This is a genomic window from Duganella sp. AC237 (assembly GCF_979254035.1).
The window spans coordinates 2,142,074-2,158,551 of sequence record NZ_CEEDEW010000003.1 but is presented as its reverse complement, the minus strand read 5'-3'; the positions used below and the strand labels follow the sequence as shown (position 1 = coordinate 2,158,551).

General features: G+C 65.6%; 12 protein-coding genes. 9 read left to right on the top strand and 3 right to left on the bottom strand.

All coding sequences use genetic code 11. The features are described 5' to 3' along the window. Positions 1 to 194: 194 nt before the first annotated feature. Both AC0IYS_RS09930 and AC0IYS_RS09925 read right to left on the bottom strand, forming a co-directional pair. On the bottom strand, positions 195 to 812 hold the full coding sequence (locus tag AC0IYS_RS09930) for a response regulator (protein WP_363507679.1): 618 nt from the start codon (positions 810 to 812) through the stop codon (positions 195 to 197). Between the two features lie 67 nt (positions 813 to 879). Continuing rightward, the gene (locus tag AC0IYS_RS09925; RefSeq protein ID WP_471704988.1) at positions 880 to 2,241 is read right to left on the bottom strand and encodes a cache domain-containing protein; all 1,362 of its coding nucleotides are present in this window, start codon (positions 2,239 to 2,241) and stop codon (positions 880 to 882) included. A 207-nt stretch (positions 2,242 to 2,448) separates the two neighbouring features. On the opposite strand from AC0IYS_RS09925, the gene AC0IYS_RS09920 reads away from it, so the two are divergent. From AC0IYS_RS09920 to AC0IYS_RS09890, 7 genes are all read left to right on the top strand, one after another. Next, a complete protein-coding gene (locus AC0IYS_RS09920; RefSeq protein ID WP_471704987.1) occupies positions 2,449 to 4,533 on the top strand; it encodes a carbon starvation CstA family protein in 2,085 nt (694 codons plus the stop codon). Beyond that, on the top strand, positions 4,533 to 4,733 hold the full coding sequence (locus AC0IYS_RS09915) for a YbdD/YjiX family protein (RefSeq protein WP_209720512.1): 201 nt from the start codon (positions 4,533 to 4,535) through the stop codon (positions 4,731 to 4,733). Before AC0IYS_RS09920 ends, AC0IYS_RS09915 begins: the two co-directional genes overlap by 1 nt. 144 nt (positions 4,734 to 4,877) lie before the next feature. Then, a complete protein-coding gene (locus tag AC0IYS_RS09910; protein WP_471704986.1) occupies positions 4,878 to 5,747 on the top strand; it encodes a ThiF family adenylyltransferase in 870 nt (289 codons plus the stop codon). Beyond that, positions 5,744 to 6,847: a nitroreductase family protein gene (locus AC0IYS_RS09905; RefSeq protein ID WP_471704985.1), complete on the top strand. Its 1,104-nt coding sequence runs from the start codon at positions 5,744 to 5,746 to the stop codon at positions 6,845 to 6,847. The genes AC0IYS_RS09910 and AC0IYS_RS09905 overlap by 4 nt, the downstream gene beginning before the upstream one ends. Then, positions 6,847 to 7,536, top strand: coding sequence for an acyltransferase (locus AC0IYS_RS09900; RefSeq protein WP_471704984.1), 690 nt, complete (start codon positions 6,847 to 6,849; stop codon positions 7,534 to 7,536). Before AC0IYS_RS09905 ends, AC0IYS_RS09900 begins: the two co-directional genes overlap by 1 nt. A 173-nt stretch (positions 7,537 to 7,709) precedes the next feature. After that, positions 7,710 to 8,657 (top strand): PEP-CTERM sorting domain-containing protein, encoded by a 948-nt coding sequence (locus tag AC0IYS_RS09895; RefSeq protein WP_471704983.1) that lies wholly within the window; start codon positions 7,710 to 7,712, stop codon positions 8,655 to 8,657. A 242-nt stretch (positions 8,658 to 8,899) separates the two neighbouring features. Further along, positions 8,900 to 9,859, top strand: a complete 960-nt coding sequence (locus tag AC0IYS_RS09890) for a PEP-CTERM sorting domain-containing protein (RefSeq protein WP_471704982.1) — start codon at positions 8,900 to 8,902, stop codon at positions 9,857 to 9,859. Positions 9,860 to 9,930: 71 nt separating this feature from the next. Here the strand turns inward: AC0IYS_RS09890 and AC0IYS_RS09885 are convergent, their stop codons facing one another. After that, entirely contained in the window at positions 9,931 to 11,136 is a 1,206-nt protein-coding gene (locus AC0IYS_RS09885) for a glycosyltransferase (protein WP_471704981.1), read from the bottom strand. A 198-nt stretch (positions 11,137 to 11,334) separates the two neighbouring features. Between AC0IYS_RS09885 and AC0IYS_RS09880 the strand changes: the two genes are divergently transcribed. Both AC0IYS_RS09880 and AC0IYS_RS09875 read left to right on the top strand, forming a co-directional pair. Beyond that, complete coding sequence (locus tag AC0IYS_RS09880) at positions 11,335 to 14,307, top strand: hybrid sensor histidine kinase/response regulator (protein ID WP_471704980.1); 2,973 nt, start codon at positions 11,335 to 11,337, stop codon at positions 14,305 to 14,307. 1 nt (position 14,308) lies between these two features. After that, a complete protein-coding gene (locus AC0IYS_RS09875; RefSeq protein ID WP_471704979.1) occupies positions 14,309 to 16,459 on the top strand; it encodes a putative bifunctional diguanylate cyclase/phosphodiesterase in 2,151 nt (716 codons plus the stop codon). Positions 16,460 to 16,478: the final 19 nt, after the last annotated feature.

The following is a 16,478-nucleotide window of genomic DNA, read 5'->3' as shown; positions in this document are numbered from 1 at the left end:
TGCAATATGACCAGTATCGGAACAACTGACTGCACACAAAAACATTTTTCTTTTTACACAATTGCAATTTTCTAAGCACTTAGAATATATCAGATATTGCCGGACAAACACGGAATATTAGAAATTGCTCAACAGTATTAGAGCTCCGACTCGATTTTGTTGCATCCAAACAAAGAATCATGGTGAAAGTGATGTCATTGCGCGTGCTGGACGGCGAAACGGATCAATTCCGCCTGCCCTTCTATCCCCAGCTTGCGCTTGATGTTGAGCCGGTGGGTTTCGACGGTGCGCACGCTGAGGTCCAGCGCGCGGGCGATCTGCTTGTTCGATTCGCCGTTGGCGATGTGGCGCAACACCTCGTGTTCGCGCGAGGTCAGCTGGTTGTCCTGGTTCTGCGGCTGCGCCAGCTGGCGCGCCAGCGCGGCGCTGTAATAAATTCCGCCGGACATGACGGTCTCGATGGCGACGACGATGTCCTTGCCGGGGGCGTCCTTGAGCACGTAGCCGCGCGCGCCCGCCTGGATCGCTTGCGACACATATTCCAGCTTGTCGTGCATCGACAGGATCAGCACGGCGATGCGCGGGAACGCCTGCTTGAACTGGGCGGTCGCCTCGATGCCGTTGGTGCCGCGCATATTGATATCCATCAGCACCAGGTCGACCGTGCACTGGGCCGCCTGCTCCAGCGCCTCGGCCGCGCCGCCGGCCTCGGCCACCACCTCGAACTGCGGCATCGCCTCGAGCCGCGCGCGCAGGCCGTCGCGCACCAGGGGGTGGTCGTCGACCAGCAGGATTTTGATTGTAGAGGTCATGGCGTGCTTCTTCCCGGTACTATTTTAATGCTGCGATGATTCATATTAGCCGTTGTCGTGGCTTTGTTCAGCTATTGTTGGCGGCGTAGGCGCTCAGCACCGTGCCGTCCGACGAGGAGACGATCTCGAAACGCCCGCCGATGGCGTCCATCCGCTCCATCATGTTGCGCAGACCGATGCCGTGCTTGGGATGCAGCGCGATGCCCTCGGCGTCGAAGCCGACGCCGTCGTCGCTGATGCGCAAGTTCACGCCCTTGCCGTCGCCGGTCAGGCCGATCTCGATGGCGCTGGCGCCGGCGTGGCGCTCGATGTTGGTCAGCGCCTCCTGGGCGATGCGGAACAGCACCGTGTTGGCGACGTCGGCCAGCCCGTCGGTGATGCCGCTGGCCTCGAAGCGCACCGGCGTGCCGCTGCTGAGCGTGTATTCCTGCCCCAGGTGGTGCAGCGCGGCCGCCAGCCCCAAGTCGTCGAGGATGGCCGGGCGCAGGTTGTGCGAGATGCGGCGCACCTCGCCCATCACATTGCTCAGCTGCCCGGCCGCGTGCTCGAACACCGCGTGCGCGGCCTGCCGCTGCTCCGGCTTGTCCGACGACAACCGGATCATCCCCGCCTCGATCTGCAATTTGATCGACACCAGCCACTGGCTGATACCGTCGTGCAAGTCGCGCGAGAGCCGCGCCCGCTCCTCCTCCTGCGATTCGACCACCCGTTGCGCCAGCACCTTGAGCTTGGCGTCGGCGACGCGGAACTCGCTGATGTTGAGCGCCAGCCCGCTGCTGGCCACCGTCACCGAGGCGGCGATGGCGATGGCGGCGATCCACAGCATGGTGTTGTGGATGTTGCCCGATTGCTGGATGTCGATCTTGGCCAGCGCGCGGTCGACGTCGTCGAGATAGATGCCGGTGCCCATCATCCAGCCCCAGTTCGGCATCGCGATCACGTAGCCGAGCTTGGCGACCGGCTTGCGGGTCGACGGCTTGATCCACATGTAGCGCTCCAGCCCGCCTCCGGCCCTGGCCCGTTGCAGCAGGTTCTGGATCGTCGGCCTCCCCAGCGCGTCGCGCAGCTCGAACAAATTCTTGCCCACCAGCTCGGGCTGGCGCGGATGCATCAGGGTGTTGCCGTTCATATCGTACAGAAAGAAATACCCGTCGTCGCCGTAGCTCAGCGACGACAGGATGCGCTTGGCCTCCTCCAGGGTCGCCGGATCGCTGCGGCCGGAATGATACAGGTGCGAGATCGAATGCGACGCCAGCGCGACATAATGCTTGAGCTCGGCCTCCTTGCTGCTGAGATACGCTTGCTGGATGGTGTCGCGCTGCTGCTGCGCCAGCAACACCGACTGATGCCGCACCGCCAGCGCGATCGCGCACAGCGCCAGGATCAGCGGCGTGATGGCCAGGAATATGACTTTTTGCCGCAACTTCATGAGAGACCGCCCATCCAATTATCCGAACCTCGCGATTTTACGCCCCCGCGCGCACCCGGCCGTACGTAGTAATACTTAACGCGCCTGCGTAGTGCTGCGCTTGCGCCGATTATCAGCTTCGTGAATACTCGCCATAAGCTGCCACGATGCCGGATTAACAAGGCCAAGGCAGCCTCAGACGAAGTTCGGAATTACCTTGGAGGAAGCATGAAATCACTACCCACTCATACACCCCAGACCCTGGCCAGCAAGCTCGGCTGGGCGGCGCTGGCCCTGTGCGGCGCCGCCGCGCTGGGCGTGGTGGCGCTCAAGCGCGGCGAATCCGTCAGCGCGATCTGGATCGTCATCGCCGCCGTCTGCGTCTATCTGATCGCCTACCGCTATTACAGCCTGTACATCGCCGACAAGGTGCTGGGGCTGGACGACAAGCGCATGACGCCGGCCGCCAAGCTGAACGACGGCCTCGACTACGTGCCGACCAATAAATACGTGCTGTTCGGCCACCACTTCGCCGCCATCGCCGGCGCCGGTCCGCTGGTCGGGCCGGTGCTGGCCGCGCAGATGGGTTACCTGCCCGGCATGCTGTGGATCCTGGCCGGCGTGGTGTTCGCCGGCGCCGTGCAGGACTTCATCGTGCTGTTCATCTCGATGCGGCGCGACGGCCGCTCGCTGGGCGACCTGATCAAATCCGAACTGGGCCAGATCCCCGGCATGATCGCGCTGTTGGGCACCTTCATGATCATGGTCATCATCCTGGCGGTGCTGGCGCTGATCGTCGTGAAGGCGCTGACCGGCTCGCCCTGGGGCAGCTTCACCGTCATGATGACGATCCCGATCGCGCTGTTCATGGGCGTGTATTCGCGCTACATCCGCGTCGGCCGCATCGGCGAGGTGTCGATCATCGGCTTCGTACTGCTGATGGCGGCCATCTTCGGCGGCCAGTACGTGCAGGAAAATCCGGCGCTGGCGCCGATGTTCAACTTCACCGGCACCGAGCTGACCTGGATGCTGATCGGCTACGGCTTCGTCGCCTCGGTGCTGCCGGTGTGGCTGCTGCTGGCGCCGCGCGACTACCTGTCGACCTTCCTCAAGATCGGCACCATCGTCGGCCTGGCGCTGGGCATCCTGTTTGTCGCGCCCTACCTGAAAATGCCGGCGTTCACCCAATTCATCGACGGCACCGGCCCGGTGTGGTCGGGTTCGATGTTCCCCTTCCTGTTCATCACCATCGCCTGCGGCGCAGTGTCCGGCTTCCACGCGCTGATCTCGTCGGGCACCACGCCCAAGATGATCGAGAATGAAAGCCACGCCCGCTTCATCGGCTACGGCGCCATGCTGATGGAATCGTTTGTCGCCATCATGGCGCTGGTGGCCGCCTCGACTATCGAACCGGGCATCTACTTCGCCATGAACTCTCCGGCCGCGCTGATCGGCACCACGGCCGAGTCCGCCGCTGCGGCGATCTCGCAGTGGGGCTTTTATGTCACGCCGGAAATGCTGACCCAGACCGCCAAGGATGTCGGCGAGCACAGCATCATCTCGCGCGCCGGCGGCGCCCCGACCCTGGCGGTGGGCATGGCCCACATCCTGTCGAACGTCATCGGCGGCCAGGCCATGATGGCCTTCTGGTACCACTTCGCCATCCTGTTCGAGGCGCTGTTCATCCTCACCGCCGTCGACGCCGGCACCCGCGCCGGCCGCTTCATGCTGCAGGATTTGCTGGGCGCCTTCGTGCCGTCGATGAAAAAGACCGAGAACGTGTTCGCCAACCTGACCGCGACCGCGCTGTGCGTGGCGGCCTGGGGCTACTTCCTGTACCAGGGCGTGGTCGATCCGCTGGGCGGCATCAACACCTTGTGGCCGCTGTTCGGCATTGCCAACCAGATGCTGGCGGCGATCGCGCTGATGCTGGGCACCTGCGTGCTGTTCAAGATGAAGCGCGGCAAGTTCGCCTGGGTCACCATCGTGCCGACCATCTGGCTGCTGCTGTGCACCCTGACGGCCGGCTGGCAGAAGATCTTCGACGCCAATCCGAAAATCGGTTTCCTGTCGCACGCGGCCAAGTACCAGGCCGCACTTGACGAAGGCAAGCTGCTGGCGCCGGCCAAGTCGGTGGCGCAGATGCACCAGATCGTGTTCAACGATTACCTGGACGCGTCGCTGGCCGGCTTCTTCGTCATCGTCGTGCTCAGCGTGCTGGTGTTCGGCATCCGCACCGTGATGGTCGCGCGCGCCAACAGCAAGCCGACCGCCATGGAAAGCCCGATGGTGCTGGCGCCCAAGGTGCAATGATGTTGGGCGACATCGCCAAGGCGGGCCGCTATCTCGGGCAAAGCATGCGCCTGATGATGGGCCTGCCGGACTACGACACCTATGTCAGCCATCGGGAAGCCACCCATCCCGATGAGCCGATGATGACGTACGAGGAATTCTTCCGCGAGCGCCAGGAGGCGCGCTACGGCGGCGCCGGCAAGCGCGGCGGTTGTTGTTGATGGCTTGAGTGGCAATGGCCGGTTCCCCCGAACCGGCTTTTTTTCGCCGGTCGCACGCTTTTTTACACTTTTTGCGGAACTTTTGATCTAGCTCATCTGTCGAATTTCCCTTGAGCCGCATGGCGGCTGTTCCCTGGGAAACACATGGCACAGACCTTCTCTTACCACCACGCCTTCGCGCGCAATCTCGGCTGGGTGACGCCGGCCGAACAGTCCTTGCTCAAGGACAAGCGCATCGCCATCGCCGGGCTGGGCGGCGTGGGTGGCTTTCATCTGCTGACCTTGGCGCGGCTGGGCGTGGGCGCGTTCCACATCGCCGATTTCGACACCTTCGACATCGCCAACTTCAACCGCCAGATCGGCGCCAACATGTCGACCCTGGGCTTGCCCAAGGTCGAGGTGCTGGAGGCGATGGCGCGCGATATCAATCCGGAACTGCAGATCACCAGCTTTCCCACCGGCGTGGACGACGTCAACATGCGCCGGTTCTTCAAGGGCGTCGACCTGTATGTCGACGGCCTGGACTTCTTCGCCTTCGGTGCGCGCCAGGCCACCTTCGCCGCCTGCGACCGGCTCGGCATTCCGGCGATCACGGCCGCGCCGCTGGGCATGGGCACGGCCGTGCTCAATTTCATGCCGGGGGAGATGACGTTCGAGCAGTACTTCGGCTGGGGCGACCTGCCGGACGACGAGAAAGCGCTGCGCTTCCTGGTCGGGCTGGCGCCGGCCGGGCTGCACCGGGGCTACCTGGTCGATCCGTCCAGCATCAATTTGAAGGAGAAGCGCGGTCCCTCCACCATCATGGGCTGCGAGTTGTGCGCCGGCGCCGCCGCCACCGAGGCGCTCAAGATCATGCTCAACCGCGGCAAGATATTGGCCGCGCCGCGCGGCTATCAATACGACGGCTATCGCAACAAGCTGGTGCGCACCTGGCGTCCCGGCGGCCACCGCCACCCGCTGCAACGGCTGGCGATGCTGCTGGCCAAACGGCGCCGTCCCGGAGACCAATCATGAGCAAGATGGAACAACACTTGGATTCCACGCTGGAACAGATACTCGAGCTGGCGCGCTGGGCGCCCAGCGGCGACAACACCCAGCCGTGGCGCTTCGAGATCCTCGACGCGCGCCGCCTGATCGTGCACGGGCGCGACACGCGCGACCACTGCGTCTACGACCTGGACGGCCACCCCAGCCAGATATCGCTGGGCGCGCTGCTGGAAACGATGGCCGTTGCCGCCAGCACCTTCGGCCTCGAGATGCAAGCGGCGCGCCGGCCGGAGGCGCCCGAGGCGCGCCCCACCTTCATCGTCGATTTCGTGCCGGCGCCGCAGCGCGAAGCCGACCCGCTGGCCGATGTCATCCTGGTGCGCAGCGTGCAGCGCCGCCCGCTGAACCGGCGTCCGCTGACGCCGGCCGAGAAGGCCGCGCTGGCCGCCGCCCTGCCGCCGGGCTTCGGCGTGAGCTGGCTCGAAGGCCGCCAGCGCACGGCGGCGGCGCGTTTGATGTACCGCAACGCCAAGCTGCGGTTGACGATGCCGGAGGCGTACCAGGTGCACCAGGCAGTCATCGAATGGAACGCCCGCTACAGCGAGGACCGCATGCCGGACCAGGCGCTGGGCGTGGACGCGGTGACCGCCAGGCTGATGCGCTGGATCATGCACGACTGGCGCCGCGTGGAATTTTTCAACACCTGGCTGGCCGGCACGGTGGCGCCGCGCCTGCAGATGGACCTGATCCCCGGCCTGGCCTGCGCCGCACACTTCGTGCTGACGGCGCAGCGCCGCCCGCAGCGCGTCGACGATTACGTCGCGGCGGGCCGGGCCATGCAGCGCTTATGGCTGACGGCCACGGCGCTCGGCCTGCAACTGCAGCCGGAGCTGACGCCGCTGATCTTTTCCCGCTACGTGCGCGAGGGCCGGGTGTTTTCCGGCACGCCGGGCATGCAGCAGCGCGCGGCCGACCTGGCCCGACAGGGCGAGCAGCTGGTCGGCCGGCAGGCGTGGGAGACGGCCGTGTTCATGGGCCGCATCGGCGCCGGCGAGCCGGCCGCGGCGCGCTCGATCCGCAAGCCGCTGAGCGAACTGCTAATCGGCCCGCCGGCGGGGAGCCGCTGATGCGCGCCATCAAACCGTTGCAGATCGCCGTCTTCCTGGGCTTGCTGGCCGTGATCCTGGCGCTGGGCGTGGGCGCCACCGCGCTGTTGCTCGGCGGCCTGCCGCTGGGCGACTTTCGCGGCGTGGCGCTGCTGCTGGCGGCGGTGCTGCTGACCTACCTGGCGGCCATTGCCGTGTACCGCGGCTTCCTGTTGTTCATGCCGCTGCGCGAGGGCGAGGTGGCCGAGAACTCGCGCCACGAACTGGCCGCCAACGTCAACATCCTTTTTTACCTCTTGCTGTTCAATTCGCTGATCCGCACGCACTTCATCCCGGTGCCGGTGGTGCGGCTGATCTACCTCGCGCTCGGCGCAAAGCTGGGCGTCAACACCTACAGCGCCGGCGCCCTGCTCGATCCGCCGCTCACGCGCATCGGCAGCAACACCATCATCGGCCACGACGCGGTGATCTTCGCGCACGTGATCGAAGGCAGCAAGCTGGAACTGAAAGCGGTCGTCATCGGCGACACCGTCACCATCGGCGCCAAGGCGGTGGTGATGGCGGGTGTGCGCATCGGCGACCACGCCATCGTCTCGGCCGGCGCGGTGGTGACCAAGGACACCCACATCGGCGCCGGCGAAATCTGGGGCGGCATTCCGGCGCGCAAAATCAAAACGGCCTCGACACTCAAAGCAAGCGGGCTGGGCTAGAGCAACGAACTACAGTCGACAAGTGCCGGAATTTTTTACGCCCTTTTCGACGCGCAACACACATCGCGACGCAAGCCTTTGAATACACAGGCTTCGTCCAGGCTGGCAGGGGTTTTGCTGAAGAGGTGGAGCGACCTTGATTTCCAGGGTCTTCTATTTCTTGGGGAACAGCTATGAACTATTACAAACCCGGCGCCGCCGGCCTCCTCGCCGCCGCGCTGGCAACACCGTTCGGCGCGCTCGCCGCCCCCGTGGTCGGCCTCGACCCCACCGGCACCGGCACCTACACCACCTACGCCGACCTGTGGACCAACATCACCGACACCGCCGTGGTCACCGGCTTCGTTCCCGGCGCCACCGTCGGCGGCCCCGGCGGCATCGCGCCGTACGTGACCGAGCTGCACACGCAGACCGTCATCGGCACAATGAGCAACAGCAATGCCGGCGCCATCGTCACCCCGGCCGGCCTCAACACCAGCTTCGAGATGACCAAGATCGTGCGCTTCGAGGAACTGGTCACGTCGCAAAACGCGACCACCGCGACCTTCGGGCTGGCGCCCAGCCAGTCGGCGGCGATGGACGTCGATCCCACCCGCGCCGGCGTGCAGAACTTCGCCGTGTTCTTCGACCGCATCACCCCGGGCGGCGCCAGCCAGGCCGTGCCCGGCAACGGCGTCGACACGGTGCGCTGCTACGGCGCCGGCGTCACCGGCGGCGCCGCCAACGGTTGCGGCGGCGGCGCGGGCGACCCGGACGGCGACGGCATCATGGTCCTGTCGGGCCACCTGGTCTTCAACACCGCCAGCTTCGTCGCCAGCGGCGCCGTCGGCACCGGCTCGTTCGACACCCGCTTCGTGATCGATTATGTCGATCCCGCCTACCTCGACGTCGTCACCGGCTCGGTGTTCCGGGACCGCTTCACCGGCACCACCAATGTGCCGACATTCTTTACACCGACCTCGATGTGGGACGGCGCCACGCCAACCACCGTGCCGTTCCTGAAAGTGGACTCCTCGCAGTCCTTCGCCGCCGTGCCGGAACCCGGCACCGTGGCCATCATCGGGCTGGGCCTGGCCGGACTGGCCCTGAGCAAACGCCGCAAAACCAACGCTGCTTGCTGATGGGCCGTTTGCCGTAGGCGGTGGCAAAGACGGCATCCTCTTCGGCGCTTTTCAACGGACCCCGGCGCCATGCCCGCGGTCCGTTTTTTTAGTGACGGCTTTTTTTACAATAGTTGCAAAAGCGTAGTATGGGTGTTGCGCAAGTGCTTGATTTCTTTCAGTTCACATTGCTTGGCAAGGGTTTTGCTCTATAGGCATACGACCCCGATTTCCGGGTGCCGCCAACTCCAGGGAGCACACATATGAACATCCTCAAACCCGCACTGGCCGCCGCCGCAATCGCCACCGCCCTGGCCGCGCCGCTCAGCGCCAGCGCCGGCCCCACCGTGGGCCTCGATGTCACCGGCAGCGGCAACTACAGCACCTATGCGGATCTGTGGACCAACGTCACCGACACCGGCCTGGCCACCGGCTTCATCCCCGGGCGCACCGTCGGCACCGGCCCCGGCGCCAGCCTGCCCTACCTGACCGAGCTGCGGTCGCAGATGGTCATCGGCACCATGTCCAACAGCAACACCCCTGCCATCGTCACGCCGGCCGGCATGAACACCACCTTCGAAATCAGCAAGGTGGTGCGCTTCCAGGAGCTGGTCGACGTCCAGACGCCGACCACCGCCCATTTCACCCTGCCGCCCTCGCAGTCGGCCGCGATGGACGTCGACCCGCTGCGCGCCGGCGTGCAAAACATCGCCATCTACTTCGACCGGATCACCAACGGCGCCGGCAGCAGCCGCGCCGTGCCGGGCAACGGTAACGGCACCGTGCGCTGCTACGGCACCGGTTCGACCTCGACCGGCTGCGGCACCTCGCCCGGCGACACCGACGGCGACGGCATCATCATCCTGTCGGGCCACCTGGTGTTCAACGACGCCAGCTTCACCGCCAGCGGCGCGGTCGGCACCGGCTCGTTCGATTCGCGCTTCATGATCGATTATGTCGATTCCGCCTACCTGGACATCGTCACCGGTTCCATCTTCCAGGACAAGATCACCGGCACCACCAACGTGCCCTCGTTCTTCTCGCCGACGATGATGTGGGACGGCGCCACGCCCACCACGGTGCCGTTCCTGAAGGTCGATTCGTCGCAGTCCTTCGCCGCCGTGGCGGTGCCCGAACCCGGCACCCTGGCCATCATGGGCCTGGGCTTCGCCGGCCTGGCCATGGGCAGCCGCCGGAAAAGCAACGCCGGAAGCAAATCCTGACACTTCGGCTGTGTAACTTTGGCGGACCCTGGCGGCGTACCTCGGTCCGTTTTTTTTCGTCCGGACTGGACTCACAACGGCAACAGCTCGCGCAGCAAAGCCGACTGCCGCGCGCCGGCGTCGTACAGCGCGAACTGCCCGGCCACCTTGCGCGCCGCCGCCCTGGCGCCCGGTTGCTCGAGCAAATCGACGGCGGTGCGGCGCAAGGCGTCCTCGCTCAAACGGTCCGAGCGCAGCAAGGCGCCGGCGCCGCTGGCCACCACCCCATGCATGTTCAAATACTGGTCGAGGTTGCCTGCGATGCCGAGCACCGGCACGCCGGCGCCCAGGGCCTGCTGGCTGGTCGGACTGCCGCCATTGCAGACGACCAGGCTGGCGCGCCGCGCCGCCTCGATGCCCGGCAGATAGGCGGCCACGCGCGCGTTCGGTGGGACCGCTCCCATGGCCACCTTGCCGGCGGTCGCGGCGATCACGCCGACCGGCAACGGCGCCAGCGCCTGCAACACCCGTGGCAGCAACGCGCCCTGGCCCGAACTGCCCAAGGTCACATACACGATCGGCCTGTCCGCCGGCAACGCGTCCCACCAGTCCGGCAAGCCGGTGGGCGGCGACCACGCGACCGGCCCCAGATAAGAATGTGTGGAAGGCAAATTCGTCGCCGGAAACATCTCGGGGATGTCGGCGTACAACACATGGTCGGCGTCGGTGTAGACGCGGCGCAAATCGTGGCCCAGCGGCGGCAAGCCGTAGGTGCGCCGCACCTGGTTGAGCGGCACGCTGTGCAAGGCGAACGCCAGCGGGCGCGCCAGCTTGAACAGCCGGTCGGCGATGGTGATCGGCAACACGCGCGACAGGCCGATCGCCGGCACGCGGTAGTGCTGTCGCACCCAGGGACTCCAGTAGGCGTTGATCAAGCCCACATACGGCACGCCGGCCAACCGCGCGCTGACCGACAGCGACAGGCGGAAGTCGCCGATCACAAGATCCGGCCGCACTTGCTTGAACACGCGCAGGTCGTCCTCGACATAGCGGTGCAGGGTGGCCGCGTCGTAGACCGGCTTGCCGGCGACCAGCGCGGCCAGGAAGCGCGCGCTGGAAATGCTGGTGAGGCCCCAGCTGCGCACGTTGCTGCCCTTGAAGAACATTTCGTAGCCGGGTGCGCAGGCGATGTGGACGTCGTAACGTCCGCGATCGAGCGTCGCGGCCAGCGCCAGCGGGCGCCCCACGTGCGCCAACGTCACGGCCTCGGCCATAAACAAAATCTTTTTGCGTTCCATATCGCCAGCTTGAAGTGTGGTATCCGGCGTCGCTTGAGAATGCGCAAACGTGCAGCCTTAGACCTAGATCAACATCGCCCTTGCCACATGCATATATTTTTCCTAGTGGCACCCACGAATCCACGCACCAAGCGTGTGCCGCGCACCGCCCGCGTCGACGCCTTCGGCGCCCACTGTATCGTTGGGAACCGCTAAGCGATGTTCAATTTCGAACGTTCCGGCCTGAGCCAGAAACTGACCATCATTTCCGTGCTGTCGACGGGCAGTGCCTTGATGCTGGTATTCATTGCCTTCGCCGTCACCTCCGTGCTCAGCCACACCGACGACGAGCGCAAGCAGCTGTCGGCGCTGGCCGGCGTGATCGGCAACAACAGCATGATCGCGCTATCGCGCGGCGACCGCAAGCAAGCTGAGCAGACGCTGGCGACGCTGGTGGCGGAGGACGACATCCTGCAGGCGGCGCTGTACGACGACGATGGCAAATTGCTGGCGCGCTACGCGTCCGCCGATCTGGCGGACGACCAGCAGGCGCCGCCCCTGCTCGAGGTTCCCGCGGCCGGCCCGGAGGTGCGCAGCGAGCGCACCGGTCCGCCGTGGGCGCCGGCCATGCGGCTGCAACGGGACGTGCCCGGCCGCGACGCGCCGGCCGGCACCGTGCTGATCGAGCGCTCGCAGACGCGCATGTGGGTCGACATCCTGAAAAACCTGGGCGCGGCGGCCGTCGCGGCGGTGCTGTCGTTCATGACGGCGCTGCTGATGGCGGCGCGCTTCAAGGGCAGCGTGGCCGAGCCGGTCGGCAAGCTGATCGCGGCGGCCCAGCAGGTCAGCCGCGGCCAGCCCACCGAACGCATCAGCCACCAGCGCAGCGACGAGCTTGGCGCGTTGATCGACAGCTTCAACGACATGCTGGCCCAGGTCGAGGCGCGCGACGGCGCGCTGGCGCAGTACCGCGACCAGCTCGAACGCCAGGTCGGCGTGCGCACCGAGCAACTGGAAAAGGCCAAGAACGCGGCCGAGGCGGCCAGCCAGGCCAAGAGCGCGTTCCTGGCCACCATGAGCCATGAAATCCGCACGCCGATGAACGGCGTGCTGGGCATGACCGAGTTGCTGCTGGCCACGCGGCTGAGCGAGCAGCAACGCCACTACACCAGCATGGTCAAGCGTTCCGGCGAGCATTTACTGGTGATCATCAACGACATCCTCGACTTCTCCAAGATCGAGGCCGGCAAGCTGACGGTCGAATATATCCACTTCAACTTCCGCGATTTGCTCGACGATATAGACAATGTTTTTTCGCCGCAGGCGCAGGCCAAGGGCATACGGCTCGAATTGGCCATCGCCAACGACATTCCGGTGGCCATCCACGGCGACCCGAACCGCTTGCGTCAGGTGATCTTCAATCTGCTGGGCAATGCCGTCAAGTTCACCGAGAGCGGCAAGATCACCGTCAAGGTCGCGGTGGTGCAGGAGGATCCGCAAACCGTCGGCCTGCGCTTCGAGGTGCACGACACCGGCATCGGCGTGTCGAGCGAGGCGCGCTCCCGGATTTTCGATTCCTTCTCGCAAGCGGACGGCTCGACCACGCGCAAACACGGCGGCACCGGCCTCGGACTGGCGATCTCAAAACAACTGGTGGAGCTCATGGGAGGCACGATAGGCGTCGATCATGCGTTAACTCAAGGGTCGATCTTTTGGTTTGCCGTAAATTTCGATAAACCACGCGTCGATTTTGACGATCCTTCCAACACCAACTTGGGAATACGCGCTTTGATTGTTGACGAAAACCCCACCAGCCGCGCCGAGCTGGAACGGCGGCTGACGGCCTGGCGCGTGCTCAGCACCAGCGCCTCGGCCACGCAGGCGTTGCAACAGCTGCGCCACGCAGCGTCGGCCGGGCAACCCTTCGACGTCGTGCTGCTCGACATGGAGCTGCCACGCACCAGCGGCCTTGCGCTGGCCGCGGCGATCCACGCCGACGCCGGCCTGGCCGCGACCCGGCTGTTGTTGCTGAGCACGGAACGCAACGCCGCCGACCGGGTCCAGCAGCGCGAGGCCGGGGTCGCCTTCCAACTGATCAAGCCGCCGCGCGAGTGCGACCTCTACGACTGCGTCGTCACGCAGACGCAGATGCGCAGCGCCGAACCGGCGCGCCTGCCGCCGTTGCAATCGCTGCAATCGTTGACAAATGGCGACGAGCGGCCGATCCGCCTGCCGCATACGGGCGCGGCCTCGCCGGCGGCGCCGCCGTTGTCAAGCTTCAGCTCGAGCACGGCGCTGCCGGCCCAGCGCGCGCGCAAGGGACGCAAGGTGTTGCTGGCGGAAGACAATCCGGTCAATGTCGAAGTGGCCAGCGCCATGCTCGAAGGCCTGGGCCTGGACGTCAGCCGCGCCTGCAACGGCCAGGAAGCGTTGCGCTCGGTGCAGGCCGGCGACTTCGACCTGATTCTGATGGACTGCCAGATGCCGGTGATGGACGGCTTTGCCGCCACCACCGAGATCCGCCGCCACGAGCAACAGCGCGGCCGCTCGCGCAGCCTGCCGATCATCGCCATCACCGCCAACGCGTTGCAGGGCGACCGCGAATCGTGCCTGGCCGCCGGCATGGACGACTACCTGAGCAAGCCGTTCACGCAGCAGGCGCTGGGACTAACCATCGGCCGCTGGATCACGCTGCCACGGGTGGCGCCGGTGCCGCAGGACGGCCCGGCCGACGCGCCGCTGGCGGACCTTGCGTCAAGCCCGCCCCGGCAGTCGGAAACGTCCAGCGCCACAGCTGCGGCCGCGCCCGTCGCGGCCACGGTCCCGCCGGTGCAGGAATCGCTGATCAACCGGCAAGCGCTGGAAAACATCCGCGCGCTCAGCGCCAGCAACGGCGACGCGCTGCTCGAGCGGGTGCTGCAGGCGTATCTGGAAGACACGCCCAACCATTTGCGCATCATCAAGTCCGCCATCGACAGCGGCAGCACCGTGCAAATACGCAAGGCGGCGCACAGCCTCAAATCCAGCAGCGCCAACGTTGGCGCCGACGCGCTGGCGCAGCGCTGCCGGGAAATGGAACAGCTGGGCCGCAACGATACCACCGCAGGCGCCGCTGCCCTGCTCGATGATATGGAACGATCTTTCCAGGCCGTACGGCAGGCATTGGGAGCTATCCTGGAAAAGGAAATTTAACATGGCAACGCCCTTCTCCCCCAAGCGCGGTCTGGTGCTGGTCGCCGACGACGATCCCGTGATGCGCCTGCTGATGCTGGAAATGCTGGCCCAGGTCGGCCTCGACGCCGTCGAGGCCGAGGACGGCGTGCAAGCGCTGGCCAGCTACCAGAGCATGGCGCCGGACCTGGTGTTGCTCGACGTCGAAATGCCCGGCATGGACGGCTTTGCCGTCTGCCGCGAAATCCGCCGGCTGGAAACGCATTCGGTGGTGCCGATCATCATGGTCACCGGCGGCGACGAGCTCGAATCGGTGACCAAGGCCTACGAGGCGGGCGCCACCGATTTCGTCTCCAAACCGATCAACTGGCCCATCCTCGGCCACCGCGTGCTCTACGTGCTGCGCGCCAGCGACGCCATCACCCGCCTGCGCATCGCCGACGCCCACCACCGCGCCGTGCTGGCGGCGATTCCGGACACCTTTTTCCGCATGAACAAGGACGGCTTCTATCTGGACTACGAGCAAGGCCACGAAGCGAGCAGCGTATTCTCCAGCGACAATTGCGTCGGCCGCCACCTGAACCAGGTGCTGCCGGTGGAGATCGCCCAGCACATGCTCGAGGAGGTGCGCACGGTGCTGGACACCCAGCACATCCGCTCGCTCGACTACGAACTGCCGATCCCCGGGCCGGCGCCGCGCGTGCGTCACGGCGAGCACGCGGTGCCGCTGCCGGTGCGGCATTTCGAGGCGCGGCTGGTGGCTACCGGTCCCGACGAGGTGCTGGGCCTGGTGCGCGATATCAGCGAGCGCAAGCGCACCGAGGAACAGATCCGCCGCCTGGCCTATTGCGACAGCCTGACCGGCATTCCGAACCGTCAAGCTTTCCTGGAAACCCTGGAAGCCGAGCTGACCCGCTCGCGCAAGGGCAACAAGAAGTTCGCCGTGCTGTTCATGGACCTGGACGCCTTCAAGCGCATCAACGATACCCTGGGCCACGACGTCGGCGACCATTTGCTGATGGCCGTGTCCGAACGCCTGCGGGAGACCACGCGCCCGAGCGACCTGGTGTCGCGCACCGAGGTGGGCGGCAACAACCTGGCGCGGCTCGGCGGCGACGAATTCACCATCCTGATCCCCGACCTGGAGCGGGTGGAAAACGCGCTCAACGTCGCGCACCGGGTCAAGGAAGCGATGCGGCGCCCGTTCCTGATCGACGCGCACGAAATCTTCGTCACGGCCAGCATCGGCATTTCCCTGTATCCGGAGGACGGCGAGGATTGCAACTCCCTGCTCAAGTACGCGGACACGGCGATGTACCACGCCAAGAATTGCGGCAAGAACAACGCCAAGCTGTACAGCTCCTCGCTGACGATGCAAATCATGAGCCACGTCAAGCTCGAGGTCGGCCTGCGCAAGGCCTTGCAGAACGACGAACTGTATTTGCTGTACCAGCCGCAGATCGACGTCGCCAGCGCGCAGATCGTCGGCGTCGAGGCGCTGGTGCGCTGGCGCCATCCGGAGCGCGGCGTGATCTCGCCCACCGAGTTCATCCCGCTGGCCGAGGAGACCGGCCTGATTGTTCCGATCGGCGAGTGGGTGCTGCGCACCGCGTGCCAGCAGGCCATGGCCTGGCAGTCGGTCGGCAAGCAGCCGCTGCGGGTGGCGGTCAATCTGTCGGCCAAGCAGTTCAAGGATGAGAACTTGACGCAGATCGTCATGTCGGCGCTGGACGACACCGGCCTGCCGGCCGAGCTGCTGGAACTGGAGCTGACCGAGGGCACCTTGATGGACGACGCCCGCGCGACCATGGTCACACTGGAGCAGTTACGCACCATCGGCGTGTACCTGTCGATAGACGACTTCGGCACCGGGTATTCGTCGATGAACTATCTCAAGCGCTTCGATGTGCGGGCGCTCAAGATCGACAAGAGTTTTATCTGTGGGTTGCCGCAGGATTCGGAGAACGCGGCGATCACGCGGGCGATCATCGCGATGGCGCACGGGCTGAAAATGGCGGTGGTGGCCGAAGGCGTGGAGACCGACGCGCAGCTGGTGCTGCTGGAGGAATACGGTTGCGACGTGGTGCAAGGCTATTACCTGGGCCACCCGTCGCCGCCGGAATCGATCACGCTCATGCTGAGCAACCAGTGCGCGCTGGCGACGCCGTTATAGACGTTTCTCCGCGGGTCCT